Origin of the sequence: Nonomuraea sp. NEAU-A123, assembly GCF_018603905.1 — a bacterium.
In the GTDB taxonomy this organism is placed as follows: Bacteria; Actinomycetota; Actinomycetes; order Streptosporangiales; family Streptosporangiaceae; genus Nonomuraea.
In genome coordinates this window covers 345,853-371,952 of the sequence record NZ_JAHFZZ010000008.1, presented here as the reverse complement: position 1 = coordinate 371,952, position 26,100 = coordinate 345,853, and the positions used below count along the sequence as shown (strand labels likewise).

The following is a 26,100-nucleotide window of genomic DNA, read 5'->3' as shown; positions in this document are numbered from 1 at the left end:
CAGAGCGATAGAGAGACTAGCCCGCCTCATTTACCACCTCGAGAGGAGGAGGGGATGTCAAGGCCGAGATAGTCGTTCACATCACTAGTTGCGCGGAAGGTTGTTCTGAAACCATTGAGCAGCTCGTTACTTCCTCCTGCTCTCCGGGCCCACTCAAGGAACTTGCTGTATTCTTGCGGGCCCATCTCGGTGAAGGGCTTGAGCGTCGGCGGAGTTCCGGTTGCGAATGGCTGCCTGTCCAAGTCCAGACCGTCGAGCATGCCCTTATTCAGCATGGCGGTGGAGAGCATCTGCTCCGCCAACCTCTCCACCGCCAGCCGATTGTCCGCCAGCCTCCCTTGCGTCTCGTCCAGGCTCCGCCCGTGTTCGGACATTTGCTGGGCGACCTGCTTGGCGATCTCGTCATACCCGGCTCCGGCGAGCTTGTCGTATTCCTTGCCGATCAGCTCGCCGAAGGCTCCCGTGGCCAGCTGACCCACCTGCCTGGCTCCCGGCACCGGGAGTAGCCCCAGCGCGTCACCCACCATGGTCTTCAGCGCTTCGTCAGCCTTCTCGTCGTCCAACCCCTGGGCGATCAGCACCTGGCGGCGGATCTCCACGATGTGGGTGAAAGGGCGTGCCTCCGCCACGGTTCGGTCCGTCAGGAACTGCAGAATGTCGGCCTTGTCGACCCGCCCATCCCCGTCGAAGTCGTACTCCTTGACGTCGGACTTCCTGAAACCGAGCCGCTCGGCGTTGGAAGCGTCGAGACCAACCGGAGGCACCGTGTCGAGCGCCGCCCGCATATGTTCGGTCTGCGCCCTCACCAGTACCTCAAACGCGTCGTCATCGGCGGTCGCCAGCGCCAGCGCATAGTCCATGTCCTGGGCCGCGACCTTGCCGAAGGTCGCATGGTTCAGGATCAGCCGGGAGAGCTGGTCGATATTGGCAGCAATCGCCCGACCCAGGGGATAGCGCAGGGGGGCAAGACGATCGAATGTGTCTCTGTTCTTGATCTCCAGATTGCCGCTCTCGCCCTTGCCGAAGGCGCCGCGTACGTCATCGGCGACGACTTCGATCATCTCGGCGGACAGCTTTCTGGAGGTCGCGTCCTGGCCGGTCGTCGCGGTCACCAGCATGTCTCTGATCGGCTTGTAGTCGCCCAGGTAACGTGAAGCGCCCCACCGGGTCGTCAGCAGATAGTCGAGCACAGACTCCTTCCACCCGGCCGGGGTGTGGTCCAGCAGCGCCTGGGACGCCTCCCTGCTGGACTTCGCCGCGTGAAACAGATCGTCCACCACCGATGATTCGGCCTTCATGCCTGGACTGCCCACATACGTTTCCGGTTTCAGCAGGGTGCCGAGGCCAAAGGAGCCGGCCAAGTCGAATATGGGGATCTGGCTTCCCGCGAACGTACGGCCCAGCAGGTCCTGGCTCGCCGCCCACTGGTCCTTGCGCTGCTCATGCTCATAGACGATCACGTCCCGCCCGACGATCTCCATGAACTCCTTCGAGAACGGCGGCTTTCCGTCGTGGGCACGCCAGATGAGCGCCTGGGCCTGGTATCCCGAGTACTTCGTGTCACCGGCCTTGTGCTCGGCTCGCCCCTCCTTGGCCAGCTCCCTGGTGAAGGAGGCGCCCATGTACGCGGGATTCTTCGGATCGGTTGCCTTGGCCAGAGCCGTACTCAGCATGCGCAGGGCTTTCTTGCCTTGGCTGGACAGCTGGGCCACGCGATCGGACTCCTCGTGGGTCCGGGCGTCGCGCAACTGCGCGGCGAGCGAGCCGGGAAGCTCCGTCGTACCTCGGGCACCCAGCGTTCCCAGGAACGCCTTGACGAACTCCGCATCCCCGGTCCGCGACGCGTATTTCTCCAGCTCGGCCAGCGCCTTGGCATCCCCGTCCGCAGCGTTCAGCGCAGAGCGACCCGCCAGTGTCCCGTCCAGCAGCCCCTTGGCGGCCTCCAGGCCATCAGGCATCTCCAGGAAGCTCCCGGCGGGCGTACTCCTCCCGAAGGTGACCTTCTGCCGCTGCAGCTCATGGACCAGTTTCTGCCGCCGCCGCAGATCCTCGGCCTGTGTGGTGACTCGTCCGGCCAACTGCCGCAGCCGCGCCGCCGGAGAGGTGTCCAGCCCGGCGCTCTGCAACTCACTGTGCAGAGCCTGCGCCAGTTCTTCCAGCTGCTTGGCAGCCTCGGTGTGTTTGCTCGCCATCGTGTCGAAGTCGGGCTGCTTGACCCCGGTGAACTCCGTCATGGCTTGTCCTGAAGCGTGGCCAGCTTCTGGTTGGCGCTGTGTACGGCCTCAGCGAGCATGTCCCGCAGCTCGCGCTGGTCGGCGTGGACTTGGGCGTCGAACCGGGCGCCCGTCGGCCCCACCCACGCGTCGTTCTCCATCAGACGACAGGAGGGATCGAGCGCCCACCAGTGCTCGTCCGAAAGCCGCTGAATCCGCTCCGCCACGGCCCGCATCGCCTCGCGATCGAGGTTGGCCAAGATGATCCCCTTGTACGGCTCGCTGCACCAGAACAGATCAGGAGGCGGCGTCCCTCACGTGGTCACACGGTAATCAACATCACATCAACAAACAAGCTTAAACGCAGTGAAAGGCATAGCACGTTCGAGCTTTGTTTGAGAATGGGGTGTTTCGCCTGACTCGAGTATGGCGTCGGCTTGCTGTGGCCTATGGATCTCTTTCCTCACGAGAATGAAACCCGGCGGATGCTCATTGAACATCAACTGAAATAGTTGAGGCCGGGAAGGGCCCAGGCGGTCGACGAGTACACCATCACGGGCGGGACGATCATGGTCGCCGGAGGTGGGCCGAAGTGGGGAGTGCAGCTGTGTGCCGACTGCGAGCTCGAATATTGTCCGGGTCTGCCCATCGCAGTGGTGGAGGTCAAGCGGACGTTCATCAACGCCGACGGTCGAGCAGGCCGGCGGCTCGCAGTCGACAAAGCGGGGGAGGTTGCGGGGTGAGGAGGGGGTCGGATCCTGCTCGTCCTCGCCACTGGTACGGGCAATGCCCTGGTGGCCTACCCGATTGTCGAGCGTGGTGGAACCTCCCGATGGTCGCTGCTAAACGCTGCGTTCAGTGGGATGCTCTAAATTTCTCGCGGCGGGTTTCGGTCATCTTAGAGATCAAAGGAAGACTTCCCGTGGGAGTTGGGAGTCTTCTCTTCCTAGGAGCAGATTGATTAGTCGAACTCGCCGTCCTTCACGCCGCCGATGAAGGCGTCCCATTCGCCGGGGGTGAAGACCAGCGCTGGCCCGGATGGGTTCTTGCTGTCGCGGACGCCTCGGCGCTTTCCGGAGAGTTCGGCGACCTCGACACAGTTGCCGCCATCGGGTCCTGATCGGGTGGACTTGCGCCATGTGGCTGTGTCTAGTTCACGGGTCAGCTCGTTCATCGCTGCAGCTTCTCCTCGTTTCCAGGGCCTCGTGCTGGGACAGTGTTTCGGAGCGAATCCCCTCATACCTGAATGCTAGGGTCCTGGCGCTAGCTGTCCAGTCGGTTATCTGGGTGTTGGAAGCAGTTTCGACGTACGCCGTGTCAGGGGTTCCGTGTGCTTGAGTGATGGCGAAGCCCCCGAGAGGAGCTAGGTGCTGAGCGGGAGGATCTAGATGGTGATCCGGGGCGCCTAGCCGACGTCAAGAAGGTGCGCGAGCTGTGCGGCCATCACTGCGGAGTTGCCGATCGGGTGGTCCGGAACTCTCTTGTCGAGGGCTACTCGGAGTATGGGAGGGGCGGGGAGTGCAGGTGCGCTCTCGGATACCGTCTCGCGATGCCCATCGCGCGGGGTGCAGGTCAAGCGGCCGATGACGACATAGAGCAGGCCGTGCGGCGGATTCCGGTCGTCTTACGGATCAAGGGAAGACTCCCCGCATGAGTTGAGAGCCTTCCCTTCCTGAGGACTTATTGGTTAGTCGAACTCGCCGTCCTTCACGCCGCCGATGAAGGCGCTCCATTCGCCGGGGGTGAAGATGAGGGCTGGACCGGTGGGATTTTTGCTGTCACGGATGCCTCGGTGTCCGCCGGATAGATCCGCAACCTCAACGCAGTTGCCCCCGTTGCTGCCCGAGTAGGAAGACTTGATCCATGTGGCTGCCCGTAGATCCTGGGTCAGCTCGTCCATCGCTGCATCGCCTCCTTGATCAAGCTTATGGATTCGCGCTGAGAAAGTGCTTCGGAGCGAATCCCCTCATATCTGAATGCTAGGGTTCTGACGCTCTCTGTCCAGTCGGTTACCTGGGCGTTGGAAGCGGCTTCGACATATGCCGTGTCGGGGGTTCCATGTGCTTGAGTGATGGCGAAGCCACCGAGAAGTCCGGTTGTGGAGTAGGCGCTGAGCGGGAGGATCTGGATGGTGATCCGGGGCGCCTGGCCGATTTCGAGTAGATGCGCGAGTTGGTTCGCCATCACCGCGGGGTTGCCGATCGGGCGGTGCAGGACTCCCTCGTCGAGGACTACCCAGAGCATGGGGGGCTTGGGTCGCCGGAGGATTGACTGGCGCTCCATGCGTGCAATCACATGGCTCTCGATCTCCTCCGATGTCACACCGGGTTCCCCGCTCAGCATCGCCCGGGCGTAATCCTCGGTCTGGAGCAGGCCGGGCACGGTCAGCGGCTCCCAGGTTCGGATCGCCTCCGCCGTTGCCTCCACGTCGAGCCAGGGCCTGAACCACGGGGGAGCCGATGCATGGCTGACCATCGGCCAAAGTCGCATCAGCGCTCCTTCCGCCTCAAGCGCTTCGTCGCAGTGGCGGGCGAACTCCTCCGTCGGTGACCGTCTGGCTGTCTCGATCATGCTGATCGTGCCGACGGAGTAGGACACCGCTTTCGACAGGCGGATCTGGGACCAGCCTCGGGCCTTGCGGTGTCGCCGCAGCTCGAAGCCGAAGAGTGCGGTCGGGGAATCAGTGGGGCATAGCTCGCTTTCTTTCGGCACCTGACCTCCAGGGGGAGCGCCACCGTTTCAACAGAGCTTTCATCGAAACGGTTGATGGCGTAACGAAGTCAACTGACTACTAATTGTAGTCAAGGTTTGGGATGGTTGGAAGGTCGATCGAGGCCGACTTCTTCAAGTGGGTGAAGTTATGAAAGCAGCGAGCGCGGAGCCGAGGGTCCTCGGTTCGATCCATCTCGTGGGCATTCGCGAGTCCGTCTCGCATGCCCGCTCCGAAGTGCGCAGATGGCTCGGAGGCCATCACCCTTGTGTCGACGACGCCGTGCTGGCGGCGTCCGAGCTCGTGACGAACGCGCTCCGGCATTCCGCCGCCAGGCCGTACGACTTCATCAGCCTCACCGTCACCACGACGGAGGACATGGTCTATGTGGAGGTGCGTGACCCAGGTTCCGCCTTTTCCGGCCCGCATATCCGGCAGGAGCCGGAGGCGGAGGATGGTCGTGGGCTGCTGATCGTCCGTGAGATCTCCCAGGACTGGGGGACCCGGGAGCACGGGCGTGGGCTTGGCCGTACCGTCTGGTGCGCCATTCGGGCCGTCCCGTCTTCCCTTGATTCGTCCGCTCCCGAACCGGTCTCCGGATCGGCCGGCGGACGCGGCTCTGGCTGAACGCTCAATCAGTCAGGGTCAGGCGGCTCCGCCTTCTCAAGGAGGGGGAGTGGCGGAGCCGTCGCCGAAACGTCCGGCTGGGATCTTCCCCCGTGGCTCCAGGCCGGACCTGGCCCCCGATGGGTGAGCGCGCTCATCGGGGGCCTTGTTTGGGAATCTGGGCGACCTGTGTTGGAGACAAGTACCCCCTGGCCGCCGGGTAGGGGTGCACGCGGCGGTGGCTGCAGTTCACGGCCAACACCGGACGCGCACCGAACACGATCACGGCGTACGGTCGAGCGCTGGCGGACCATCTGCGGTGATGTGCGGTTGGTCGGTGCCGATCCGCTGACGATACGGGCCGACACGGTGGCCGCATGGATCGGTGACCTGCACGAGCGGCCGTACCTTCGTACCTTCGTCCCGGACCGCGAACTGGACGTGGTGGGCCGCGAGGTGGGCGCCTGGCAGGGCAGACGAAACGCCGCCCAGCGCCCACAGTGGCCGTTCCAAGGGTCCTCAACCGTGTGCCCTGTCGGGCGCTGCGCACGCGTCTCCAGACGGTCCGATGCCCCCCGTGTCGATCGCTCTGGCCGTCGCGGGGCGGTGCCGTCCGTCGCAGGATCGGGTGCCCGAGGGCGTGTCGTCCGATCGCGATGCTGCTCGCGGCATCGCGGCGGGTCAGCTTTCGGTTGTTGCCGGTGAGTGGCTTAAGCCAGTTTCAGATACAACTGGCGAACCGCAGGTCAACGATGCCAGATCAAAAGAGAAGGGGCTTACGGACTGCTCGTCGGTCATCGGCTCTCCAGATCGCCAGAGCGGTCGCCGTCACCCACCAGGATGATCGGCCGGACGAATCTGAGGAAGCCCCATGTTTCTGGCGCGTACGGTGACGCCCCGGACGATATCCGGGTGGTAGCGGGGGCGATATCGCCGGTGCCGGCGCTTGGCGGGCGAGGTGGCGAAGCGTGGAGATCCTGGCGTTCATCTTTCGGCGTACCCGCCTCGTCGGCCCCGTTGACTTTGTCGCAAGCTATGACGCAACATGTTGATACAAAGCTTGCGACAAAAGGAGAAGGGCATGACGAACAGCTCCATGCCGGGCGCCGGGCCGCGGCGGGCGGACGTTCGATGCGCGGGCACCTGGCTGCTGCGGCACGGCCTCGGCGACGGCCCACCGACGCCGTTGTTGACCGCGCGACTGGCAGTGCGGCGGCGGGTGCGGCTCCTCGGCAGTGTCCTGTCGGCTGTGCTGATCCTCGGGGCCGCGCTGGTGCAGGTCTCTGACTGGCCGGCCACTTCCGCGTTCGGCGGGTTCGGGTCGCACGGGCCGACGAAGGTGCTGGTCCTGGGCGCGTTCATCGTCGGGCTGTTGGTGGTCCGGACGCTGCTCGACACCTGGGTACGGCGCGTCGACCGGCGGGCCGGGGTGGCGCTGGCGCGGCGGGCTCTGCTCGGGCGGCCGTACGCCGCCTTGGCGGCGGGCACCTTCGCCGGTGCGTTCGCGCTGGGTGTGAGCGCGCTGGTCGTCGGCGAGGGCACCGCGCGGCAGGCAGCCGTCGTGCTGCTGGTCGCCGTGGCCGGGGTCGGCGTCGGCGCGGCCCTGCAGCTGCGCGAGCTGCTGGCGCAGCCGGTCGTTGCCGAGGGCGAAGTCTCACTGACGGCCGACGTCATCATGCGCGTCGAGGACGCGCGCGACAGCACCGCGCCCACCACGCTGTGGTCGCTGCCGATGGTGTTGCTGTTCGGGTCCGCGCCCGACTGGTGGAACGCCGCCTCCATCGGCTTCGTGCTGCTGGGACTCGCCGCCTACATCGCGGTCCAGGTCAGGACGCCGTGTGCCGCGGCCATGGCGCGGCACGTGATGGGCGTCTGATGATCGTCATCGACGCCGGCTCGCCGGTGCCGCCGTTCGAGCAGCTACGGGCCCAGCTCGCCCGGCAGATCCACGACCGTACGCTGGCCGTGGGCTCGCGGCCGACCTCGGCCTGGCCGTCAACACGGTCGGCCGGGCCTACCGGGAGCTGGAAGAGGCCGGGCTGATCGAGACCCGGGGGCGGGCGGGGTCGTTCGTGTCAGCGGCCGGCGAGGCGGCCCGCGAACGAGCCCGCCAGGCGGCCGCCGACTATGCGGCCGTCGTGGCGAGCGTCGGTATCGACGAGGGCGAGGCACTCTGCATCGTCGAGGCGGCTCTGAGATCCGGTGACGCGGCGGCCCCCGCCGTACTTTGACCGGCTGTCTCCCGGGCGCCTGGCCAGGTGCCCGGGATGCATGCATAACGGCCTTTCCTCGCCGGACTTCCGAGATTCCGCAGCCCCGGGCTTCAGAAACGCCCCGATCCGCTTCCGAGATTACGACCATGGCGACTGCCGGCCCTGTTTTCCGCATGTGCCGCCTCGTCGGCCGGCCGCTCTGGAGCCGCCGACGCGGTGAGAGATGGGGCGCCGTCGCTCACCGTGCCTTTTGCTTCTCTTCCCCAAGGGACCTCCCCCACCGTGCGGCGGGTAGCGAAGGAAAAGGGTCGGCGGGTCTAGAGGCTCCGCAAGTCCCGCACCCGCAGGCCGAAGGCCGACAGGCCCTGCTCGTGGTGCTCGATCAGGTCGAGGCGGCGGTAGAAGGCGTGGTTCGCGGGGCCTTCCGGGGTGGATTCGTGGTCGGTGGTGAGGACGAAGTAGCGGCAATGCGCGTACCGGTCCTTGAGGTGCTCCAGCAGTCGGCGGCCGATGCCCTCGCCCTGGTGTTGGGCGTTGACCAGCAGCTCCTGCACGTAGCAGACGATCTCGTCGTCGGACACCGTCCGCGCCAGGCCGAGCAGCTTGCCCGACTCGTCCCTGGCGGTGATGACCAGGTGCGAGTTGGCCAGACTCCGGCACACCCGGGCGACGTCGCGCGTCCACGGCTGCCAGCCGACCGAGTCGTAGAGCTCAAACATCTCGGCCTCGTCGAACGACGTCTCCTGGGCGATGATCACCACTTATGGGGGCTCCTTAATGTGCTCTGCGTCCGAGCTTGTTCGGCCCTTGACGGGCACTGCGTGTCCAGGGGTCCGACTTCTAGGTGAGAAGCACCTGGTCGAGGACGTGCTCGCCGATGGCCGCCATGCTCGGGTTGTCGGCCGAGTGGGCGGCAAGAGCAGTGCCTATGGCAAGGGCCCAGCCCCTTGCGCGTTCCCAGGTCACCTCGTCGGCGTCCACGCGTGATCGGAAGACCTCGCGCGCGTTCTCGTCGAACACCAGCCACGCGGCGGCCAGGTCGGTGGCGGGATCGCCGCTGGTGAGATCACCGAAGTCCAGGACGGCCGCCAGTCCTTCCCCATTGCACAGGAGATTTCCCGGGTGGGGGTCGCCGTGGAGCCAGAGCGCGGGGCCCTGCCAGGGCGGGAGGGCGGCCAGTTTCTCCCAGAGGGGGAGGAGATCGGCTGATCGGGGAATGGACCGCAGGCGGTGTCGTACCGCTTCGTCGCGGGCGGCGAGCGGGACGCCGCGGACGGGGTTGCGCGGCGCGTCAGGTGGTGCGGGCCGGTGGAGGCCGGTCATGAAGTCGGCCAGCGGGACGGCGATGCCGGAGCGGTCGGACAACGGCACGTCGGCAACCGTGCGGCCTTCGAACCAGGGCGCGATCGTCCACGGCCACGGGTAGCCCTCGCCGGGTACGCCGACCCTGACGGGTATGGGCAGCGCGACTTCGACGTATTCGGCCAGAACCGGCAGCCAGCGTTGCTCGTTGACGATGAGGTCGACGGCGACCTGGCGGCGCGGCAGGCGTACGGACAGGTCCGTCCCCAGGCGGTAGATGACGTTGTCCCAGCCGTTGGCGACGAGGCTCAGCGGGCCCGCCAGATCCGGGTGCTGCGCGCGGATCAGGCGGTCGACAAGGTCGTCGTCGATGTCGGCTTCCGCCGCCGGGGTGGTCATGCCGCAACGGTAGTGCTGGTGGCCTTGACGGGAACGTAGGTTGAACCACCCGTTACACCGAGGAAAACGCCTTACCAATGCATTCGCATCGTCGCCCCCGACACCAGGTAGGCATCACAATCAGCGACACTCCAACCACAAAACATGACAACGCGTAAATATCCGGGATTGCGGTCAGACCCTATTTTGGTAGATCATCGGCGAGTGGCCACGGCCTACCGGTGCCCGTAGGTCTGGGAGAGGACCATGTCGTGATATTCGCTGTAGTGGGGCTGGTGCTGGTCGGCGTCGTCAGCGTACTCAACCTGGCGATTCTTCTGGTCGTGCTCCGTCGATGGCGAGAGGCGGAGGCCAATGGCGGTCAGGGCTTCCCCGCTGTGGGAGCCGCGTCCAATGTCCGGATGATCGATCGGATTCCGAGCTTCTCCGCCCGTAGCCTCGACGGCACCGCGGTGACGGAGCGCACTCTGCTCGGGAAGGAGACCCTGGTCGGATTCTTCTCGCTCACCTGCAAGGCCTGCGTCGAGGCCGTGCCCCTCTTCGCCGGGCACGCCGAGCGGCTGCGGGCCGCCGGAGGGACGTCCTTGGCGATCGTCCACGGAGACGACTCAGCTGACAGCGAGCTGGCCGCGATGCTCAACGACGTGATGGACATCGTGATCGCCGAGGACGCGGAGGCCGAGCTGTCGAGGCGGTACGGAGCCAAGCACTACCCGAGCTACGCCTGGTACGGACCCGACAGCATGGTGACCACGGCGGGCGCGGGCCTCGCCGCCCTGCGGTCCGAGCTGGTAGCCCCCTAGCCTCCCGAAGGCCACCCCCCATGCCCTCGCGGGCCGCGCCCGCCGCGTTCGACCCTTTCTCGGTGGCGCTCGGCCCGTGTGTGGAAATAGATCACCTCACCCCAAGGAGAAACCGTGATCCAAAGTGTGACCCGGCGCGTCATCCGCGCCGTCGAGGTGCTGCTTCCCAAGACCACCGCCGACGCGGGCTGCCCCCCGGACTCGTACATGCAGTACAAGTACATCGGCGGCGTATGCTTCGGCCGCGTCTGCTCGACCAACAGTGCCTGCGTGACCCACTGCGGCACCTGGTACAGCTACAGCAACAACTACTGCAGCTGACGCCCGGCCCCTGTCGGTCTGCGTAACACGTGCTTGACGCGCCGCGTGGCCGCCCTCTCGCCGAGGGCGGTCACGCCGGCCCGAGGCACTCCCTGAACGCGCGTAGCAGGGCGGCCGCGCGCCACCACTTCCAGGAGCTTCTTCTTCGTGTTGTACGTCTTGTTCGCCTGCCGCCTCACCCTGGCGGCGGTGATGACGCTCGCGGCGGTGGCCAAGCTGCGCTCACCAGGTGTCTTCGCCGCCTCCCTGACAGGCTTCGACTTCATTCCCGCACGGCTGCGCCGCCCGCTGGTCGTGCTGGTCCCAGCCGCCGAACTGCTCATCGCGTTGCTGCTGGCCCTGCCGGCCACCGTCACCGCCGGGTTCCTCGCCGCCGCGCTGTTCTGCTGCGGCCTGACGGCCGTCCCGATCCTCGTCGTGGCCCGCGGGCAGAAGGTGCAGTGCGCCTGCTTCGGCGCCGGCGACGTGCCCATGAGTGGCTGGCACATCGCCCGCAACGCGGTGCTGCTGGCGGCGGCAAGCCTGGGTTCGTTCGTGGCGATATCTCTCGGTGACGGCCTTCCCGCCCAGGTGCCGGGGATCGCGCTGGCCGTGGTCTCGGCCGGCGTGCTCACCACTTTGATCACCTTCGTCGATGACATCGCCGCGCTCTTCGAGTCCCCGGTCGCGGCAAGAGACCTCGGCCGGTGAGACGGAGCCGGAAAGGACATCCGTGGAATACCTTGTCGCAGGACTCGTTCTGGTCGCGGCGGTCACCGCGCTGAACGTCGTGCTGACCTTGGCCGTGGTGCGCCGCTGGCGGGCCCGTCTGAGCGCTCCGCCGGCCACCCACCACCACGGCCCCGACCCCGTCGCCATGGACCCGGAGCTGGGCATAGCGCCCGGAGACCGGATGCCCGACTTCACCGCCATCACCACCGACGGCGCCACGGTTACCAGCGACGAGCTGACCGGCCGGCCGGCGCTGATCGCCTTCCTGTCGCTGGACTGCTCGGGCTGCGACGACAGTCTGCCGGAGCTCGGCGAGCACGCGCGCCGGGTGCGGGACGCGGGGGGCCAGGTCCTGGCCACGGTGGTCGGCATCGATGCGGCCGACAGCGAACTGGCCGCCCGGCTCGTGGGCGTCGCGGACCATGTGGTGCCCGAATTCCTCGACGCGCCGGTCGGCGCTGCCTTCGGGGTCCGCTTTTACCCCGGATTCGCCCACTATGGCCCCGACGGGGTCGCCACCGCCGCCAGTATCGGCCTGCAGGGGCTGGGCGAGACCGTACGGCCTTCGGCGCCGTGAGCGGCGACGATTCCGGCACGGAGCCCGAGGTCTCCGTGGTCCGCGGGATGAAGGCGGCCTACGCGCTCGCCTGGCAGGCCAGCCCCGGCATGCTGCTCCTCCAACTGGTCACGGCGGTGATCGGCGGCATGGCGCCGGTGGCCACCGCCTGGCTGACCAAGGTCGCGCTCGACGAGCTCACCGCCTCCGCCCCCCGAACCGGGGAACTGGTGTGGATGGCGGCCGGCATCGGTGTCCTGGGCATCGTGATGGCCGCCACCTCGGCCATCACCACCTATGCGCAGGGGCGCGCCCGGCGCGCCATCGGCCTGCACTCACAGGACCGGCTGTTCGACGCGGTCAACCGGATGAGCGGGCTGGCCCGCCTGGAGGAACCGCGTTTCCACGACCGGCTGCGGCTGGCCCAGCAGTCTGCCGAACACGCCCCGGACCAACTGGTCCAGATGGGCCTGTCCACACTGCAGGGGACCCTGGGCATCGCCGGGTTCTTGGGCACCCTGGTGGCGATCAATCCGGTCATGGCGGGCGCCGCGCTGCTGGCCGCCGCACCCGCGCTGATCGCCCATCTGGCGCTGAGCCGGCGGCGGGCGGGGCTGATGTGGCGCATCAGCCCCGGCATGCGGCGCAAGGTGTTCTACCAGATGCTGCTGACGGACCTGCAGGCCGCCAAGGAGGTCCGCCTGTTCGGGCTGGGGAAGTTCCTGCACGGGCGGATGCTCACCGAACTGCGTGCGGCCAACGACGCCGAGGATCGGCTGGAGCGAGGCGTGGTGCGCGTCCAGGTCCTCCTCGCCGCCCTCGGGGCGCTGCTGTCGGCCGCGGGGCTGCTGTGGGCAGTGTACGCCGCGGCCTCCAGGACGATCAGCGTCGGTGATGTGTCGATCTTCATCGCCTCCCTGGCCGGACTCCAGGGCGGGCTCAGCGTCCTGGTGCAGGGCATCGCCCAGGGACATCAGTCCACTCTGGTCTTCCACCACTATCTGACGGTGGTCGGGGTCGGAGACGACCTCGCCGGGCCCTCGCAGCCCCAGGAGCTCGCCCCGCTGGCCCACGCCATCGAACTGCGCGATGTGTGGTTCCGGTACGGCGAGGACTTCCCGTGGGTGCTGCGCGGGCTGAATCTGACCATCCCGCACGGCACCAGCCTGGCCGTGGTCGGGCTCAACGGCGCGGGCAAGAGCACACTCGTCAAGCTGCTCTGCCGGTTCTACGATCCACAGCGCGGCTCCGTGCTGTGGGACGGGGTGGACATCCGCGATGTTCCTGTGGCGCAGCTACGTCAGCGGATCGGGGCGGTGTTCCAGGACTACATGGACTACGACCTCACCGCCGCCGAGAACATCGGGCTCGGGAACGTGGAGGCGATCGACGACGCGGACCGGGTCCGGGCCGCCGCCGAGCGCGCTGGGGCCCACGAGACCATCGAGCGGCTGCCGTCCGGCTACCAGACGATGCTGAGCAGGCTGTTCCATGCGGGAGATGAGGAGGAGGACACGCCGATGACCGGTGTCCACCTCTCCGGCGGGCAGTGGCAGCGCCTGGCGCTGGCCCGCGGGCTCATGCGTCAGGGCCGCGATCTGATGATCCTGGACGAGCCCAGCTCCGGCCTCGACGCGGTGGCCGAGGCGGCGGTCCACGACCGGCTGCGGGAGCTGCGCGCCGGCTCCACCAGCGTGCTGATCTCCCACCGGCTCGGCGCCGTCCGCCGGGCCGACCGGATCGTCGTCGTCCAGGACGGCAAGGTCCTGGAGAGCGGCGACCACGCCTCGCTCACCGCGTCCCCGGACGGCGTCTACGCCCAGCTCTTCCATACCCAGGCGGAGGGTTACCGAGAGGCCCCGTCGGCGGGCAGCGTCGAGCCGCCGCGCGAGGAGAGCGCCGAGGCGTCGACCACGGTGGTCGCCGGATGAGCCAGGCCCTGGGCTGGGCCGGCGCGGCGGCACTGGTGATCGGGGCCGCGCTGGCGGCCCGGCTGCTGCTGTCCACCGTCACGGTGCGGGGTGGCAGCATGACCCCGACCCTGCTGCACGGTGATGTGCTGCTGGTACTGCGCCACCGCCGCCGGGCCCGCCCCGGTCAGATCGTGGTCGTCCAGCGGCCCGACCGTCATACGGGGTGGAACAGTCCCGTCGACCTCTCCGGAGCCGCCGGGTGGTACGTCAAACGGGTCGTCGCGGTGGCCGGGGACCCGGTACCGCCCTGGGTGGCCGGGGACCGGCCCGGCCGCGTGCCACCGGGCATGCTGGTGCTGCGGGGGGAGAACCCCCACTCGGAGGACTCCAAACAGTGGGGCCTGTGCCCGGCGGAACGGATGTACGGAGTAGTGCTGCTGCGGCTGCGCACCGGGGGCGAGCACGCCACCGCCTGACCGGCGCGGCCGCACCCGGCGAGCGTACCTAGGAGTACGGCTCGCACACCTTGAACGACACTCTTCTACTGTCCTTCGAGGGTGTCAGCAGGTGGAAGACGATCGTGTGCCGACCCGGCTCGAAGGCGCCGAAGGGGTTGCGCCGGTTCTTGGTCGTACCGGTCACCCAGTCCGTCTTCCATCCCTCGTCCGCGCCGTCCACGACCCAGCGGTAGCCGTACTCCAACTGCTTGCCCGACGGCCCCTTGAGCAAGGCGACGGGGAAGAGGCTGGGCGAATAGCAGTTGTTTCCCGTCTGCTGCCCGTCCAGGGTCAACGACACCAGGCGTACGGTCCCCGCACCCGCGGCCGTGGTCTTCGCCGGAGAGGTCGTGGGTTTGGGGGTCGGCTGCCTGCGGGAGGGGGTGGGGTTCGAGCCGCCGGTCCGGGTGGGGGTCGGCTTCTTGGTCGGAGCGCTGGGTGTCTTGTCGGTGCCCCGGTTCTTGGCCGGCGGACTGGATGTCTTGGTGGCGCCCTGTTCCGTGGCCGACAGGGCGGGCGCGGCCGTCGGCGCTGGGGTGCGCGTCCACATGATCGCCCCGGCCACCAGAGCAGCGGACACGGCCAGTGCCCCAGCGCCCGTCAGCAACGCCTTCCAGCGCGGGCGACTCACGGGATGACCCGCCGTACCGCCTCGACGGCCCGTCAGGTCGCCTGCCGTACCGGTGGGCGGGGCACCGATGAGCCGGAGCAGGACGTCCTGCATGGCGGGCCGGGCGGCCGGGTCCTTGGCCAGGCAGGACAGCACGATCGGGCGCAGCGGGCCGGGCAGGTCGCCCAGGTACGGCTCATCGTGGAGGATGCGGCGGATCACCGCGGGCAGCGAGTCGTTGCCGAACGGCGGACTCCCCGTCGCGGCGAACACGATCACCGACGCCCACGCGAAGACGTCCACCGCGGGACCGAGTGGGGCGCCCGCGAGTTGCTCGGGCGCCATGTAGGCAGGCGTGCCGACGATGCTGCTCGTCACTGTCAGCGAATGGCCGGACGCGCGGGCGATGCCGAAGTCGATGACCCGCGGCCCGTCCCTCCCCAGCAGCACGTTGGCGGGCTTGAAGTCGCGATGCACCACCCCGGCCCGATGGATCGCCGCCAGTGCGGTCGCGGTCGCCACCGCGAGCCGCTGCAGGTCGGCGCCGACGTGGCGGCCCGCCTGGTGGAGCGTGGGCCCCTCGACGTACTCGGTCACGATGTACGGCCGGCCGCCCAGCGAGGCGTCGAGCACCTGAGCGATGCAGAACGGCTCCACCCGGCGCGCCGCGTCGATCTCCTTCGCGAAGCGGTGATCACCGGCCAGACCGTCCGCCAGCAGCTTGACCGCGACCCGCCGCCCGTCAGGACCCTGGCCCAGGTAGACCACCCCTTGGCCGCCCGCGCCCAGACGCCCGAGCAGCCGGTAAGGGCCCACGGCCGGGGGATCTGCCGGCAGGAGTGGGTTCATCAATCGCTCGGGCAGATCGTGAACGACAGGGGCTTCGATACCGCTTGGGGGGAGGTGAGGCGGAGGGTGACCCGGTGAGGGCCGTTCGTCTGTACGAGCGGGCCGATGACCTGCTGGGTGTGGCTTTCGGCAATGACGCTCTCAGAGCGCGACACCACCTTCCCGTCCAGGACCCACTCGTAGCGGAAGTCGGTGGCCAGCTTGGTCCCCTCGACCAGGCCGGAGATGTTGCCATGGTTGAACACGCAGTCCGGGGAGTCGGCATGCCGGGGACCGATGACTCGCACCCACACGATCCGGAACGAACCGCTGCCCGATGACCGTCTCGACGGCGAGGCCGTGGGTTTGGGAGTTGTCCGCGTCAATTTCACGGTCGGCGTCGGCGTCGGCTTCGGGGTCTGTTTCACGGTCGGCTTCGCCGGGCTCTTTGTCTTCGGGCGCTGAGGTGTTTTCGTCTTCGTCGGGGTGGGCGTCCCGGTGGTGGTGAGCGCCAGCGGCTGCGTACTCGGCCGCGGTTCCCAGAAATCCCACACGCTCGTGGCGCCCCAGGCGACGGCGCCCGCGACCGCCAGCGCCCCCACGCCGGAGACGCTCGCGATGACCGCCGTCCTGTTCCCGCGCCGCCGCCCGGGAACCGTGGACGAAGCGTGGCCGCCGGCGCCGTCCGGAAGCCGGGGGGCCTGTCCACCCAGGAGCCGCAGCAACACCTCCCGCATGGTCGGCCGATGCGCCGGATCCTTGGCCAGGCACCCCAGCACGATCGCTCGCAACGGTTGGGGCAGGTCGCCGAGCTGCGGCTCGTTGTGCAGGATCCGATTGATCACCGCGGGCAGAGAGTCCTCACCGAACGGCGGGCTTCCTGTCGCGGCGAACACGATCACCGACGCCCACGCGAAGACGTCCACCGCGGGACCGAGTGGGGCGCCCGCGAGCTGCTCCGGCGCCATGTACGCGGGCGTCCCCACGATGCTGCTGCTCGCCGTCAGCCCCGATTCGACGGACCGGGCGATCCCGAAGTCGATCACCCGGGGTCCGCCCTGTCCGAGCAGCACGTTGGCGGGTTTGAAGTCGCGATGAACGACGCCCGCCTGATGAATGGCCGCCAGTGCGGTCGCGGTCGCCACCGCGAGCCGCTGCAGGTCGGCGCCGACGTGGCGGCCCGCCTCCTGGAGCGTAGGGCCCTCGACGTACTCGGTCACGATGTACGGCCGGCCGCTCAGCGAGGCGTCGAGCACCTGAGCGATGCAGAACGGCTCCACCCGGCGCGCCGCGTCGATCTCCTTGGCGAAGCGCTCATCGGCGAGTCCCTCGCGCAGCACTTTGACCGCGACCGGCCTGCCGTCGTGACCCTGGCCCAGATAGACCACCCCTTGGCCGCCGGCGCCCAGACGCCCGAGCAGCCGATAGGGCCCCACGGCAGCGGGGTCGCCTTCCCGGAGGGGTTCGACGCGCGACATGGGGCTCCTGTGACAAAGCTAGGGGATCTTCGGCACCTTAGCGGGAAATGTCAGACTTAGTGAGCCAGTCGGGTAAGTGATCACACGGGCCGGAGGCCCAAGAGCGCGCCCAGAGTGCGGACCGACTGCTCGAAGCCGTCGCGTCTCTCCTCAAGAGTGTTCTCGAACTGGCCGAACACCTCGAAGTTGACCCAGCCGTACAGGCCGGTCCACGCGGTGAGGCCGCGGAAGATCAGGTCATCGGGCACCCCGGGCATGATCTGGCGCAGGTTGTCGGCGTCGCCCGACAGAGCGGCGGGGGCGGGCGGGGCGAGGTCGGGCGGGGTCAGGGCGCCCGCCTCGTACGCCTGCGAGACGATCCGGCCGAACACCGCCACGTCGCGCAGCCGGGCCTCGATCGTCTCCTCCGGCGCCTGGTAGCCGGGCACCGGCGAGCCGTACAGCAGCGTGTACTCGTGCGGATGGGCCAGCGCCCAGTCGCGCACGGCATGGCAGACGGCCAGCCAGCGCCCCGCGAAGTCGCCGGGCGGGCCGGCTTTGTCGGCTTCCTCCACCGCCGCGCCGAGCGCGTTGTAGCCGTCGATGATCAGCGCGGTCAGCAGATCATCGCGGCTGGGGAAATAGCGGTAGATGGCCGACGACACCATGCCCATCTCGCGGGCCACCGCGCGCAGGGAGAGACCGCCCGCGCCCTCGATGGCCAGCTGACGGCGGGCGATGTCGGTGATCTCCCGGGTGAGCTCGGCCCTGACGCGTTCTCTCGCGGTACGGCTAGCTGTCATGTCACCGACCTTACCAGAGCACTGCGAAGAAACGAGAGCACCGCTCTTGACGAATGTCGATCCGATGAGAGAGCATTGCTCTTGTAAGAGAACGGCAGTCACACGGAGGTTCGACATGCTGGCCATCGCCAAGGGCGTCAACGCGGCGCTGATGTTCTTTCTGGAGCTCGGCGTCATCGCCTCCGTGGGCTATTGGGGCTTCACGGTGAGCCCGAACTGGGCGATCAAGCTGCTCGCCGGGCTCGGCGGGCCGGCCTTGTTCATCGCCGCGTGGGCCCTGTTCGGTGCGGGTGGCGGCGCCAACGCCACCTTCCCGCTGACCGGCCTGGCCAGGGCCGCCCTGGAGATCCTCTGGTTCGGTGGCGGCGCCCTGGCGCTCTACGCCGCGAGCCTGGCCACGCCGGCCGCCGTCTTCGCCGCACTCTTCGTCATCAACGCGGTTCTCCGCATCATCTGGAAGCAGGTCTGATCATGGGTAAGCACGTCGTGGTGGGTTCCGGTCAGGTTGGCACGCATCTGGCCACCAAGCTCCTGGCCCAGGGGCACCAGGTCACCGTGGTGACCCGCTCGGGCAGCGGCCCCGCCGGGGCCGAGAAGGTGGCGGCCGACGTCAGCGACAAGGCGCGGCTGACCGAGGTCGCCAAGGGCGCCGACGCTCTCTACAACTGCGTCAACCCGAAGTATCACCGCTGGCTGACCGACTGGCCGCCGATGGCCGCGTCGTTCCTCGCCGCCGCCGAGGGCACGGGTGCGGCTCTGGTCATCCTGGGCAACCTCTACCCCTACGGCCCGGTCAAGGGCCCGATGACCGAGGACCTGCCGCTCGCCTCGACCAGCCCGAAGGCTCAGGTGCGGGCGAAGATCTGGAACGACGCGCTGGCCGCGCACAAGGCGGGCCGGATCAGGACGACCGAGGTGCGCGGCTCCGACTACTTCGGCCCCGGCGCCACCGACCAGTCCTACCTGGGTGACCGGTTCCTCGTGCCGTTCCGGGCCGGCAAGACCATCCAGATCCCCTGGCCCGCCGACATTCCGCACAGCTGGACGTACCTGCCCGACGTGGCCGACGCGCTGATCGTCGCGGGCACCGACGAGCGGGCCTGGGGGCGGCCGTGGCACGTGCCCACCACCGACCCGCTGACCTTCCGCCAGGTCGGCGAGCGGATGGCGGCCATCGCGGGGCGCCCGGTGCCCAAGCTGGCCACGCTGCCGTGGCCGGCGATCCAGGCGGCGGGCCTCTTCTCGCCGATGCTCAGGGAGCTGAAGCACATCCGCTACCAGTTCATCGCGCCGTACGAGATGGACTCATCGGCCTTCCAGCGTACGTTCGGTGTCGCGCCGACCCCGATCGACGAGGCGCTCGCGGCTACGCTCGAGGCGTGAAGATAGCCATGATCGGTCTGGGCGACATCGCGGAGAAGGCCTACCTGCCTGTGCTCGCCGCCCAGCCGGGCCTCGACCTGCACCTCTGTACGCGCAACAACAAGACCCTGGACCGGCTCGGCGACACCTACCGGATCGCCGGCCGGTCCACCTCGGTGGATGACGTGATCAAGAGCGGGGTCGAGGCCGCGTTCGTGCACGCCGCCACCGGAGCCCACCGCGAGCTCGTCGAGCCGCTGCTCGACGCCGGGGTGCACGTCTACGTGGACAAGCCGATCGCCGACAACCTGGCCGACTGCGAGTCCCTCGTACGGCTGGCCAAGGCGGAGCGGCGGTCGCTGATGGTCGGCTTCAACCGCCGCTACGCTCCCGGATACACCGGGCTGCTCGCCCTTCCCCGGCATGTCGTGCTGATGGCGAAGAACCGCGAGAAAAACCCTGATGTCCCTCGGCGGGTGATATTTGATGACTTCATTCATGTGGTCGACACGCTGCGGTTCCTCGCCCCCGGCGAGGTGACCGGGACCCGGATCAGGACCCGCGTCCGGGATGGCCTGCTCGAGCACATCGTGCTGGAGCTGTCCGGTGACGGCTTCACCGCCATCGGCCTGATGAACCGGGTCAGCGGCGCCACGGAGGAGACCTGCGAGGTCATGGGCGACGGCGTCAAGCGCCGGGTGGTCAACCTGGGCGACGTGGTCGACTACATGGGCGGCGAGACGCTCACCCGGCGGCCCGACTGGGTGCCGGTCGGACGGCAGCGTGGCATCGAGCAGATCTGCCTGGAGTTCCTCGTCGCGGTCCGCGAGGGCCGCACGATCAGCGCGGACGACGCGCTGATCAGCCACGCCATCTGCGAGGACATCGTCGCGAACGCCTCCTGACCCCCAAAAAAACCTTTTGATCACCCGTACCACCTGATCGCCGCTGTCTGTGCGGGCCTGTATGGCGCGGGGGGTGTCACGAGCGCTGCCCGCGGCGCATCCAGGAGTCGGCGGTGGCCAGCAGGCGGCCGAACGACCGCCTGCCGAGCCGGGTCAGCACCGTGAACCCGCCCGCGTCACTCATCGGGCTGGAGGACGACACCACGCCCGCCACCGTCTCCCCGTACACGGCCGGCCCGCCGCTGCCGCCGGACGGAGCGTGGCAGTTCCGCGTCACCAGCACCCCCGGCCCCCGGCTGGTGCCCTCATCGGCGTCCCCCACACAGTGGTACATCCGGGTGCCGGGATACCGCCGCCCAGCAGGATAGCCGAGCAGGTCGAGCCCGCGCAGCGACGTACCCCTGCGGGTGGCCAGCGGACGCAGCCCGCGCCCGGTCGCGGCCTCCAGCGTGCCCCCGCGCCGCACCACCCCGACCAGCCCGACGTCGTACGGCAGCAACGCCGCCGAGTACGGCCGCCCCTGCCACTGTTCGGGCACCCAGGTCCGCCGGGCGGGCCAGACCCCGAGCGGCGGCCGGCCCTGGTCGAACCCCGGCAGGAAGGCCACCTGCCGCAGCGGCCGGCCGTCGTGGTAGAGGCAGTGCGCGGCCGTCAGCACCAGGCTGCGGCTGCGCGACCTGATCACCGCGCCCCCGCACAGCACGGTCGTCCTGCTGACCGGATCACGCCCGAGCAGCACCCCGATGAGCCGCTGTGCGCCGGTGTAGGGACGGGCGACCGGCGCGTACCCCAGGCGGTCGCCGTCCGGTGTCAGCACCCTGCGGGGAGGTACCGATCGCTGGGGGACCACCGCGAGGCCGGTCGGGTCGAGCAGGGTCAGAGACAGCACCATCCTGAGCACCCGTACACTCTAAACCGCCGATGATCACTGCCCTGACCTGCGACATCAAGGTTTACCGAAGGCCGGGGCGACGATGAACCTGATGGTGGCCCACGCGACGTACAGCAGGGGTGAGCACAGCACCAGGACGCCGATCACCGGCTTGACCAGGATGACGGCCACGGCCAGGACGAGCACGGCGAGGCTGACGGCGACCAGGTACCAGCGCCGCGCCACCAGGTAGAGGCTGGGACGCACGAGGTCCCGCAGCCGCGGGCGCTCGCGCCGTGGCTCGGCCAGCAGCACGAGCGAGGCCACGACCACGGCCACCACCAGCGCCGCCGCCGTGGCGAAGAACGGCGCGAGCGCCGGTCCCCAGGCGGTGCGCGCGACCACGACGGCGTCCAGAGCCAGGACGCTCACGGCCACGGCGCCGGCCGCCCAGAGGGCGAGCGCGCGGACGCCGCGGCGGTAGCCGTCCCAGAACGTACGGAAGACGGTGATCGAGCCGTCGCCCAGCGCGGCGAAGCAGTTGAACGCCCCGGCCAGCGCGGGCGCGCACAGCGACGACAGCGCGAGGAAGAACGGCCACGACGCCAGCGGGTCCCGGACGACCGCGAGCGCCGCCAGGAGCGGCGCGCAGGTGATGGCGAGCAGGACGTTCGTCATGAGGCCGACGTAGACGGTGCCGAAGACCTTCTCGTACGTCGCCTGTTCGGCCGGGCGGAACAGGCTCCGCAGCGCCGCGCCGGGCCCGCTCATCACTTCAGCCCGCTCGTGGCGATGCCGCGGATGAAGTAGCGCTGCCCCAGCAGGAAGATGACCAGGATCGGCAGCACCGACAGCACCGCGCCGGTCATCATCATCGCGTACTCGGCGTCGTACTGCCCGACGAACGAGCGCAGGCCGAGCTGTACGGTCCACAGCTCGTTGCTCGTCAGGTAGATGAACGGCCCCATGTAGTCGTTCCACGTGTTGACGAAGGTGAGCAGGGCCAGGCTGGCCAGCGCCGGTTTGGACAGCGGCAGGATGATCCGCCAGTAGATGCCGTACTCACTCAGCCCGTCGATCCGGGCCGCTTCGCACAGGTCGTCCGGGATGGACATGTAGTACTGGCGCATGAGGAACACACCGAAGGCGCCGAACGCCTGCAGCAGGATGATCGCCCAATAGGTGTTCGTCAGGTCGGCTTTCTGCATCATGATGTACTGCGGCACCATGTACGCCTGCCATGGCACGGCGATGGTGGCGATGTAGGCGACGAACAACGCGTCCCGCCCCGGAAAGCGCACCTTGGCGAACCCGTAGGCCGCGAAGCTCCCGGTGAGCAGCTGCAGCAGCGTGATCGTCACGGACAGGAACGCCGAGTTGCCCAGGTAGGTGAGCAGCGGGATGCGTTCCCAGATCTCCACGAAGTTCGACCAGCGCAGTTCCCGGGGGATCCACTGGATGGGCACCGCGAAGACCTCGTTGTCGCGCTTCAGCGCGGACGACACCATCCAGGCGAACGGCACGAGCACCAGCACGGCGAGCACGGTGAGCGTGAGGTAGGCCAGCGCCCTGCGGAGCGGGCTCCCGCCGGAACGGTCCCCGTCCTCGGCCCCCGCCGGCGGGCGCCGCTGGGCGGCGGCCGGGGGAGCATCGTGCAGTGCGGTCATCGGGCGCTCCTCCGCTCGTTGATACGGAACTGGACGACGGTGACGGTCAGCACGATGACGAACAGCACCAGGGCGATCGCCGACGAGTAGCCGAACTTGCCCTCGATGATGCCTTCCCGGTAGATGAGCTGGCTCAGCACCAGCGTGCTGCGGCCCGGGCCGCCGTCGGTCATGACCACGATGAGGTCGAGGACCTTGAAGCTCTGGATCGTCAGCATGACGACCACGAAGAACGTCGTGGGCCGCAGGCACGGCAGAGTGATGCCCCAGAACCGCTGCCAGGCGTTGGCGCCGTCCACCCGCGCGGCCTCGTAGTACTCCTTGGGGATCGTCTGCAGGCCGGCGAGGTAGAGCACCATGTAGTAGCCCATGTCCCGCCACACGCTGGTGACGATCACGGCCGGCATCGCCCAGTCCGTGCTGGCCACCCACTTGGGCGGATGCGCCACGCCGAGCGCTTCGAGGAGCTGGTTGATCGGTCCCGCCGTCGGGTTGAAGAGCATGTTCCACACGATGGCCACGGCGACCAGCGAGGTGATGTACGGGAAGAACGCCGCGGTGCGGAAGAACGCCACCCCGCGCAGCTTCCGGTTGAGCGCGATGGCCAGGCCGAGCGCGGCGACCAGCGTCAGCGGGATGTGGCCGAGCGCGTAGTAGAGGGTGTTACGCAGGGCGACGTGGAAGTTCTCGTCGGAGAACAGCCGCTGGAAGTTGTCCAGGCCCACCCATTCCGGCGTGCTGTAGGAGTCCCAGTCCAGGAACGCCAGGGCGAACGCCGCCACCATCGGGATGAGCGTGAACAGGGCGAAGCCGACGAAGTTCGGGAGGATGAAGCTCCACCCGATGAGGATGTCGCGCCAGGCCCGTCGCCGGTGAGGCGGGGCGGTGGTCGCCGGTGGTGTTGCAACGTGAGCCATGGCCGTCCTTCTCGACTCCTCCGGATCGTGCGGGCCCGGACGCATCCCGGGCCCGCGGGCCGGTCCCTAGTTGAGCACTTCGCTCTTGACCCGCTCGTTCATCGAGCGGATGCCGTCGGCGGCCGATTTGTCGCCGACCATGATGAGCTCGTGCTCCTCCTTGAGGATCGTGTCGATGTCGGAGGTGTGCTCGCTGACCGGCATCTCCAGCACCACCTTGTCCGGCGCGAACGCCTTCTTGGACACCTCGTCGGTGGGCATGCCCTTGATCGAGAAGTAGGTGTCGGTGATCTCCGGGCTCTGCAGCGCCGGCACCACGCCCACCTTGGTGATGGCTTCGGCGCCCGCCTTGCCAGCGGCGAACTGCACGAACTTCTTGGCCGCGTCGGCGTGCTCGGCCTTCTTGTTGACGGCGAAAGCGGTCGGCGAGCCGAAGGTCGTCACGCCCGTGCCGCCGGGGCGCTGCGGCATCGGGGCCAGCGCCCAGTCGACGTCGGTCTTGCCGTTGGCCTTGGCCTCCAGGATGCCGGAGATGTACCAGGTGCCCATGGGCATCATGGCCGTCGCTCCGGTCTCGAACATCGTGCGGTAGTCCGACTTCTGCGCCATCGCGGTGCCGAAGTCGAGGGCCGCGCCGCTCTTCTGCAGCCCGAGCGTGGTCGCGTACTGGTCGGCGAAGAAGGAGTAGTCGCCACTGAGCTGGTCGCCACCCGTCTGGGCCGCCGCGATGGCCTGCACCACGGACCGCCAGGTGTGCTGGTAGGTGCCATAGACCTTCTTGCCGCCCTCGGTCTTCGTGAGCTGCTGCGCGAGCTTGGCGTACTCGTCCCAGGTGAGGGCGGCGGGAGCCTTGACGCCTGCCTTGTCGAAGTACGTCTTGTTGTAGTAGAGCAGCCAGAAGTCCTGCCGGTACGGCAGCGCGAAGTACTTGTCGCTGACCTTGAAGGCGTCCAGGCCCGCCAGTTTCGCGGTGTCGGCCGACTTGGCCAGGTCGGTGATCTCCAGGAGCTGCCCGCGGCTGGAGTAGCGCGAGTAGTCCGTGACGTTCTTCATCGTGATCACGTCGGTGTCGTCGCCACCGGCGAGCATCGTGGTGACCTTCTCGGCGTAGTCATCGGCGAGGATGTCCACCGGCTGGATCTTGATGGTGGGGTTCGCCTGCTGGAAGGCGTCGAAGAGCGCCTTGAACTCGGGGGTCTTGGCGAGGTTCCACACCGTGACGGTCAGCGTGACGTTCCCGCCGCCGCTCGCCGGCTCGGCGGAGCCGCCGCAGGCGGTGACAGCGAGCGAGAGCGCTGCCGCGACTCCCAGGGTCTTCATTAGGTGGCGTCGCACTCCGGCCCTTCCTGGCGTGTTCGAAGCGATCATTGATCCGGACTCCTTTCTTTCGAGCCGGTCTCAGGGCTCAGGCGCTCACCATGAACTCGTCGGCGGTCACGGCCGCGCGGGGCGGCTGACCGGACAGGTAGCGTTCGAGCTCGTCGAGCGCGCTCTCACTCATCCGCCGGGTCTCTGATCCCAGAGATCCGGCGACGTGGGGGGTGATCATGACGTTGGGCAGGTCGTACAGCGGTGACGTGCTCGGCAACGGCTCCGGGTCGGTGACGTCGAGGATCGCGTCGAGCCGGCCCTGGGCGCACTCCCGCTCCAGGGCGGCGGTGTCCAGGACGGAGCCGCGCGCGGTGTTGATGAGGGTCGTCCCGTCACGCAGGAGGGCCAGTTCGGCCGCTCCGATGAGGTGGTGGGTGGACGGCAGCTCCGGGACGTGCAGGGTGAGCACGTCACAGCGCGGCAGCAGTTCGGGCAGCGGGAGCAGCCGGGCGCCCGCCGCGCTCACCTCGGCCGGGTCGGCATAGGGATCGGCGACGAGGACGTCCACCTCCAGACCGCGGAGCCGTTCGACCACCCGGCGCCCCACGCGGGAGAAGCCGACGACGCCGATCGTGCGCCCGCGGTTGGTCAGCTCGCCGCGGCCGGCTGCGAAGGACCAGTCGGCGCGGTTGCTGCGCGCGTCCTGGGCGAGGAACGGGACCTTCTTCCCGGCGAAGATGACCGCGGCCAGGGTGAACTCGGCCACCGGGATCGCGTTCTCGTCGGCGGCGTTGGTGACGAGGATCCCGCGTCGCCAGACCTCGTCGGTGACGAATGTGCGTACCGTCCCCGCGCAGTGGAAGATCGCCTGTAGCCGCGGTGCGTCGGCCAGCCTCTCGGTCGTCAGCGGTGGGCAGCCCCAGGAGGTCACCAGCACCTCGACATCGCGCAGCCGGCGGCGTACGGCGGGCTCGTCGAGGTCGTCGGTCACGATCGGCTCTCCCAGCTCGACCAGGTCGTGCAACCGGCGAAGCTGCGCCTCCTGAAACTGCACGCCGAACTTCGCTGGGTCCATGACCAGCAGGGCAGGGGGTCTTCTCACCAGGTTCCCTTCGGCGGCAAGCG

29 protein-coding genes are annotated in these 26,100 nt (G+C 68.4%); 13 read left to right on the top strand and 16 right to left on the bottom strand.

Annotation, left to right across the window (positions count from 1 at the left end; genetic code table 11):
* Window positions 1-26 precede the first annotated feature (26 nt).
* The 5 genes from KLK06_RS26855 to KLK06_RS26835 form a co-directional block, all read right to left on the bottom strand.
* On the bottom strand, window positions 27-2,234 hold the full coding sequence (locus tag KLK06_RS26855; protein WP_214638392.1) for a hypothetical protein: 2,208 nt from the start codon (window positions 2,232-2,234) through the stop codon (window positions 27-29).
* Window positions 2,231-2,473, bottom strand: coding sequence for a hypothetical protein (locus KLK06_RS26850; protein ID WP_214638391.1), 243 nt, complete (start codon window positions 2,471-2,473; stop codon window positions 2,231-2,233). Before KLK06_RS26850 ends, KLK06_RS26855 begins: the two co-directional genes overlap by 4 nt.
* 701 nt (window positions 2,474-3,174) lie before the next feature.
* Window positions 3,175-3,387, bottom strand: a complete 213-nt coding sequence (locus tag KLK06_RS26845; RefSeq protein WP_214638390.1) for a DUF397 domain-containing protein — start codon at window positions 3,385-3,387, stop codon at window positions 3,175-3,177.
* Between the two features lie 513 nt (window positions 3,388-3,900).
* Entirely contained in the window at window positions 3,901-4,113 is a 213-nt protein-coding gene (locus tag KLK06_RS26840; RefSeq protein WP_214638389.1) for a DUF397 domain-containing protein, read from the bottom strand.
* On the bottom strand, window positions 4,101-4,925 hold the full coding sequence (locus tag KLK06_RS26835; protein ID WP_214638388.1) for a helix-turn-helix transcriptional regulator: 825 nt from the start codon (window positions 4,923-4,925) through the stop codon (window positions 4,101-4,103). Before KLK06_RS26835 ends, KLK06_RS26840 begins: the two co-directional genes overlap by 13 nt.
* 196 nt (window positions 4,926-5,121) lie before the next feature.
* On the opposite strand from KLK06_RS26835, the gene KLK06_RS26830 reads away from it, so the two are divergent.
* The 4 genes from KLK06_RS26830 to KLK06_RS62460 all read left to right on the top strand — a co-directional run bounded on the left by KLK06_RS26830 (window position 5,122) and on the right by KLK06_RS62460 (window position 7,760).
* Window positions 5,122-5,550, top strand: coding sequence for an ATP-binding protein (locus KLK06_RS26830; RefSeq protein WP_214638387.1), 429 nt, complete (start codon window positions 5,122-5,124; stop codon window positions 5,548-5,550).
* Window positions 5,551-6,610: 1,060 nt separating this feature from the next.
* The gene (locus tag KLK06_RS26825) at window positions 6,611-7,405 is read left to right on the top strand and encodes a hypothetical protein (protein WP_214638386.1); all 795 of its coding nucleotides are present in this window, start codon (window positions 6,611-6,613) and stop codon (window positions 7,403-7,405) included.
* Window positions 7,405-7,572 (top strand): hypothetical protein, encoded by a 168-nt coding sequence (locus tag KLK06_RS62465; RefSeq protein WP_308168460.1) that lies wholly within the window; start codon window positions 7,405-7,407, stop codon window positions 7,570-7,572. The genes KLK06_RS26825 and KLK06_RS62465 overlap by 1 nt, the downstream gene beginning before the upstream one ends.
* A gap of 29 nt (window positions 7,573-7,601) precedes the next feature.
* A complete protein-coding gene (locus KLK06_RS62460) occupies window positions 7,602-7,760 on the top strand; it encodes a hypothetical protein (RefSeq protein WP_308168459.1) in 159 nt (52 codons plus the stop codon).
* A gap of 299 nt (window positions 7,761-8,059) precedes the next feature.
* Here the strand turns inward: KLK06_RS62460 and KLK06_RS26815 are convergent, their stop codons facing one another.
* Window positions 8,060-8,503 carry a GNAT family N-acetyltransferase gene (locus tag KLK06_RS26815; protein ID WP_214638385.1) on the bottom strand — a complete coding sequence of 148 codons (444 nt, stop codon included), beginning with the start codon at window positions 8,501-8,503 and terminating at the stop codon, window positions 8,060-8,062.
* Between the two features lie 79 nt (window positions 8,504-8,582).
* Window positions 8,583-9,443, bottom strand: a complete 861-nt coding sequence (locus tag KLK06_RS26810; RefSeq protein WP_214638384.1) for an aminoglycoside phosphotransferase family protein — start codon at window positions 9,441-9,443, stop codon at window positions 8,583-8,585.
* Between the two features lie 251 nt (window positions 9,444-9,694).
* Between KLK06_RS26810 and KLK06_RS26805 the strand changes: the two genes are divergently transcribed.
* The 6 genes from KLK06_RS26805 to KLK06_RS26780 all read left to right on the top strand — a co-directional run bounded on the left by KLK06_RS26805 (window position 9,695) and on the right by KLK06_RS26780 (window position 14,223).
* Complete coding sequence (locus KLK06_RS26805) at window positions 9,695-10,246, top strand: redoxin domain-containing protein (RefSeq protein WP_214638383.1); 552 nt, start codon at window positions 9,695-9,697, stop codon at window positions 10,244-10,246.
* Between the two features lie 114 nt (window positions 10,247-10,360).
* The gene (locus KLK06_RS26800; RefSeq protein WP_214638382.1) at window positions 10,361-10,567 is read left to right on the top strand and encodes a hypothetical protein; all 207 of its coding nucleotides are present in this window, start codon (window positions 10,361-10,363) and stop codon (window positions 10,565-10,567) included.
* 147 nt (window positions 10,568-10,714) lie between these two features.
* Complete coding sequence (locus KLK06_RS26795) at window positions 10,715-11,257, top strand: MauE/DoxX family redox-associated membrane protein (protein ID WP_214638381.1); 543 nt, start codon at window positions 10,715-10,717, stop codon at window positions 11,255-11,257.
* Between the two features lie 22 nt (window positions 11,258-11,279).
* Window positions 11,280-11,855, top strand: a complete 576-nt coding sequence (locus KLK06_RS26790; protein WP_214638380.1) for a peroxiredoxin — start codon at window positions 11,280-11,282, stop codon at window positions 11,853-11,855.
* Complete coding sequence (locus KLK06_RS26785; protein ID WP_308168458.1) at window positions 11,852-13,765, top strand: ABC transporter ATP-binding protein; 1,914 nt, start codon at window positions 11,852-11,854, stop codon at window positions 13,763-13,765. Before KLK06_RS26790 ends, KLK06_RS26785 begins: the two co-directional genes overlap by 4 nt.
* Window positions 13,762-14,223, top strand: coding sequence for a S24/S26 family peptidase (locus tag KLK06_RS26780; protein WP_214638379.1), 462 nt, complete (start codon window positions 13,762-13,764; stop codon window positions 14,221-14,223). Before KLK06_RS26785 ends, KLK06_RS26780 begins: the two co-directional genes overlap by 4 nt.
* Window positions 14,224-14,251: 28 nt before the next feature.
* Here the strand turns inward: KLK06_RS26780 and KLK06_RS26775 are convergent, their stop codons facing one another.
* From KLK06_RS26775 to KLK06_RS26765, 3 genes are all read right to left on the bottom strand, one after another.
* Complete coding sequence (locus KLK06_RS26775; protein ID WP_214638378.1) at window positions 14,252-15,703, bottom strand: protein kinase; 1,452 nt, start codon at window positions 15,701-15,703, stop codon at window positions 14,252-14,254.
* On the bottom strand, window positions 15,703-17,160 hold the full coding sequence (locus KLK06_RS26770; RefSeq protein ID WP_214638377.1) for a serine/threonine-protein kinase: 1,458 nt from the start codon (window positions 17,158-17,160) through the stop codon (window positions 15,703-15,705). The genes KLK06_RS26775 and KLK06_RS26770 overlap by 1 nt, the downstream gene beginning before the upstream one ends.
* An 80-nt stretch (window positions 17,161-17,240) precedes the next feature.
* Window positions 17,241-17,942, bottom strand: coding sequence for a TetR/AcrR family transcriptional regulator (locus KLK06_RS26765; protein ID WP_214638376.1), 702 nt, complete (start codon window positions 17,940-17,942; stop codon window positions 17,241-17,243).
* Window positions 17,943-18,057: 115 nt separating this feature from the next.
* On the opposite strand from KLK06_RS26765, the gene KLK06_RS26760 reads away from it, so the two are divergent.
* The 3 genes from KLK06_RS26760 to KLK06_RS26750 are packed head-to-tail and all read left to right on the top strand — an operon-like array spanning window position 18,058 to window position 20,209.
* Window positions 18,058-18,411, top strand: a complete 354-nt coding sequence (locus KLK06_RS26760) for a YrdB family protein (RefSeq protein ID WP_214638375.1) — start codon at window positions 18,058-18,060, stop codon at window positions 18,409-18,411.
* A gap of 2 nt (window positions 18,412-18,413) precedes the next feature.
* On the top strand, window positions 18,414-19,325 hold the full coding sequence (locus tag KLK06_RS26755; RefSeq protein ID WP_214638374.1) for an NAD-dependent epimerase/dehydratase family protein: 912 nt from the start codon (window positions 18,414-18,416) through the stop codon (window positions 19,323-19,325).
* On the top strand, window positions 19,322-20,209 hold the full coding sequence (locus KLK06_RS26750; RefSeq protein WP_214638373.1) for a Gfo/Idh/MocA family protein: 888 nt from the start codon (window positions 19,322-19,324) through the stop codon (window positions 20,207-20,209). Before KLK06_RS26755 ends, KLK06_RS26750 begins: the two co-directional genes overlap by 4 nt.
* A 76-nt stretch (window positions 20,210-20,285) precedes the next feature.
* On the opposite strand, the gene KLK06_RS26745 is transcribed toward KLK06_RS26750, so the two are convergent.
* The 6 genes from KLK06_RS26745 to KLK06_RS26720 form a co-directional block, all read right to left on the bottom strand.
* The gene (locus KLK06_RS26745) at window positions 20,286-21,110 is read right to left on the bottom strand and encodes a serine protease (RefSeq protein ID WP_214638372.1); all 825 of its coding nucleotides are present in this window, start codon (window positions 21,108-21,110) and stop codon (window positions 20,286-20,288) included.
* A 45-nt stretch (window positions 21,111-21,155) separates the two neighbouring features.
* A complete protein-coding gene (locus KLK06_RS26740; RefSeq protein ID WP_214638371.1) occupies window positions 21,156-21,851 on the bottom strand; it encodes a hypothetical protein in 696 nt (231 codons plus the stop codon).
* On the bottom strand, window positions 21,851-22,747 hold the full coding sequence (locus KLK06_RS26735; protein WP_214638370.1) for a carbohydrate ABC transporter permease: 897 nt from the start codon (window positions 22,745-22,747) through the stop codon (window positions 21,851-21,853). Before KLK06_RS26735 ends, KLK06_RS26740 begins: the two co-directional genes overlap by 1 nt.
* Window positions 22,744-23,664: a carbohydrate ABC transporter permease gene (locus tag KLK06_RS26730; protein WP_214638369.1), complete on the bottom strand. Its 921-nt coding sequence runs from the start codon at window positions 23,662-23,664 to the stop codon at window positions 22,744-22,746. The genes KLK06_RS26735 and KLK06_RS26730 overlap by 4 nt, the downstream gene beginning before the upstream one ends.
* A gap of 66 nt (window positions 23,665-23,730) precedes the next feature.
* Window positions 23,731-24,984: an ABC transporter substrate-binding protein gene (locus KLK06_RS26725; RefSeq protein ID WP_214638368.1), complete on the bottom strand. Its 1,254-nt coding sequence runs from the start codon at window positions 24,982-24,984 to the stop codon at window positions 23,731-23,733.
* An 85-nt stretch (window positions 24,985-25,069) separates the two neighbouring features.
* On the bottom strand, window positions 25,070-26,077 hold the full coding sequence (locus KLK06_RS26720; RefSeq protein ID WP_308168457.1) for a hydroxyacid dehydrogenase: 1,008 nt from the start codon (window positions 26,075-26,077) through the stop codon (window positions 25,070-25,072).
* Window positions 26,078-26,100: the final 23 nt, after the last annotated feature.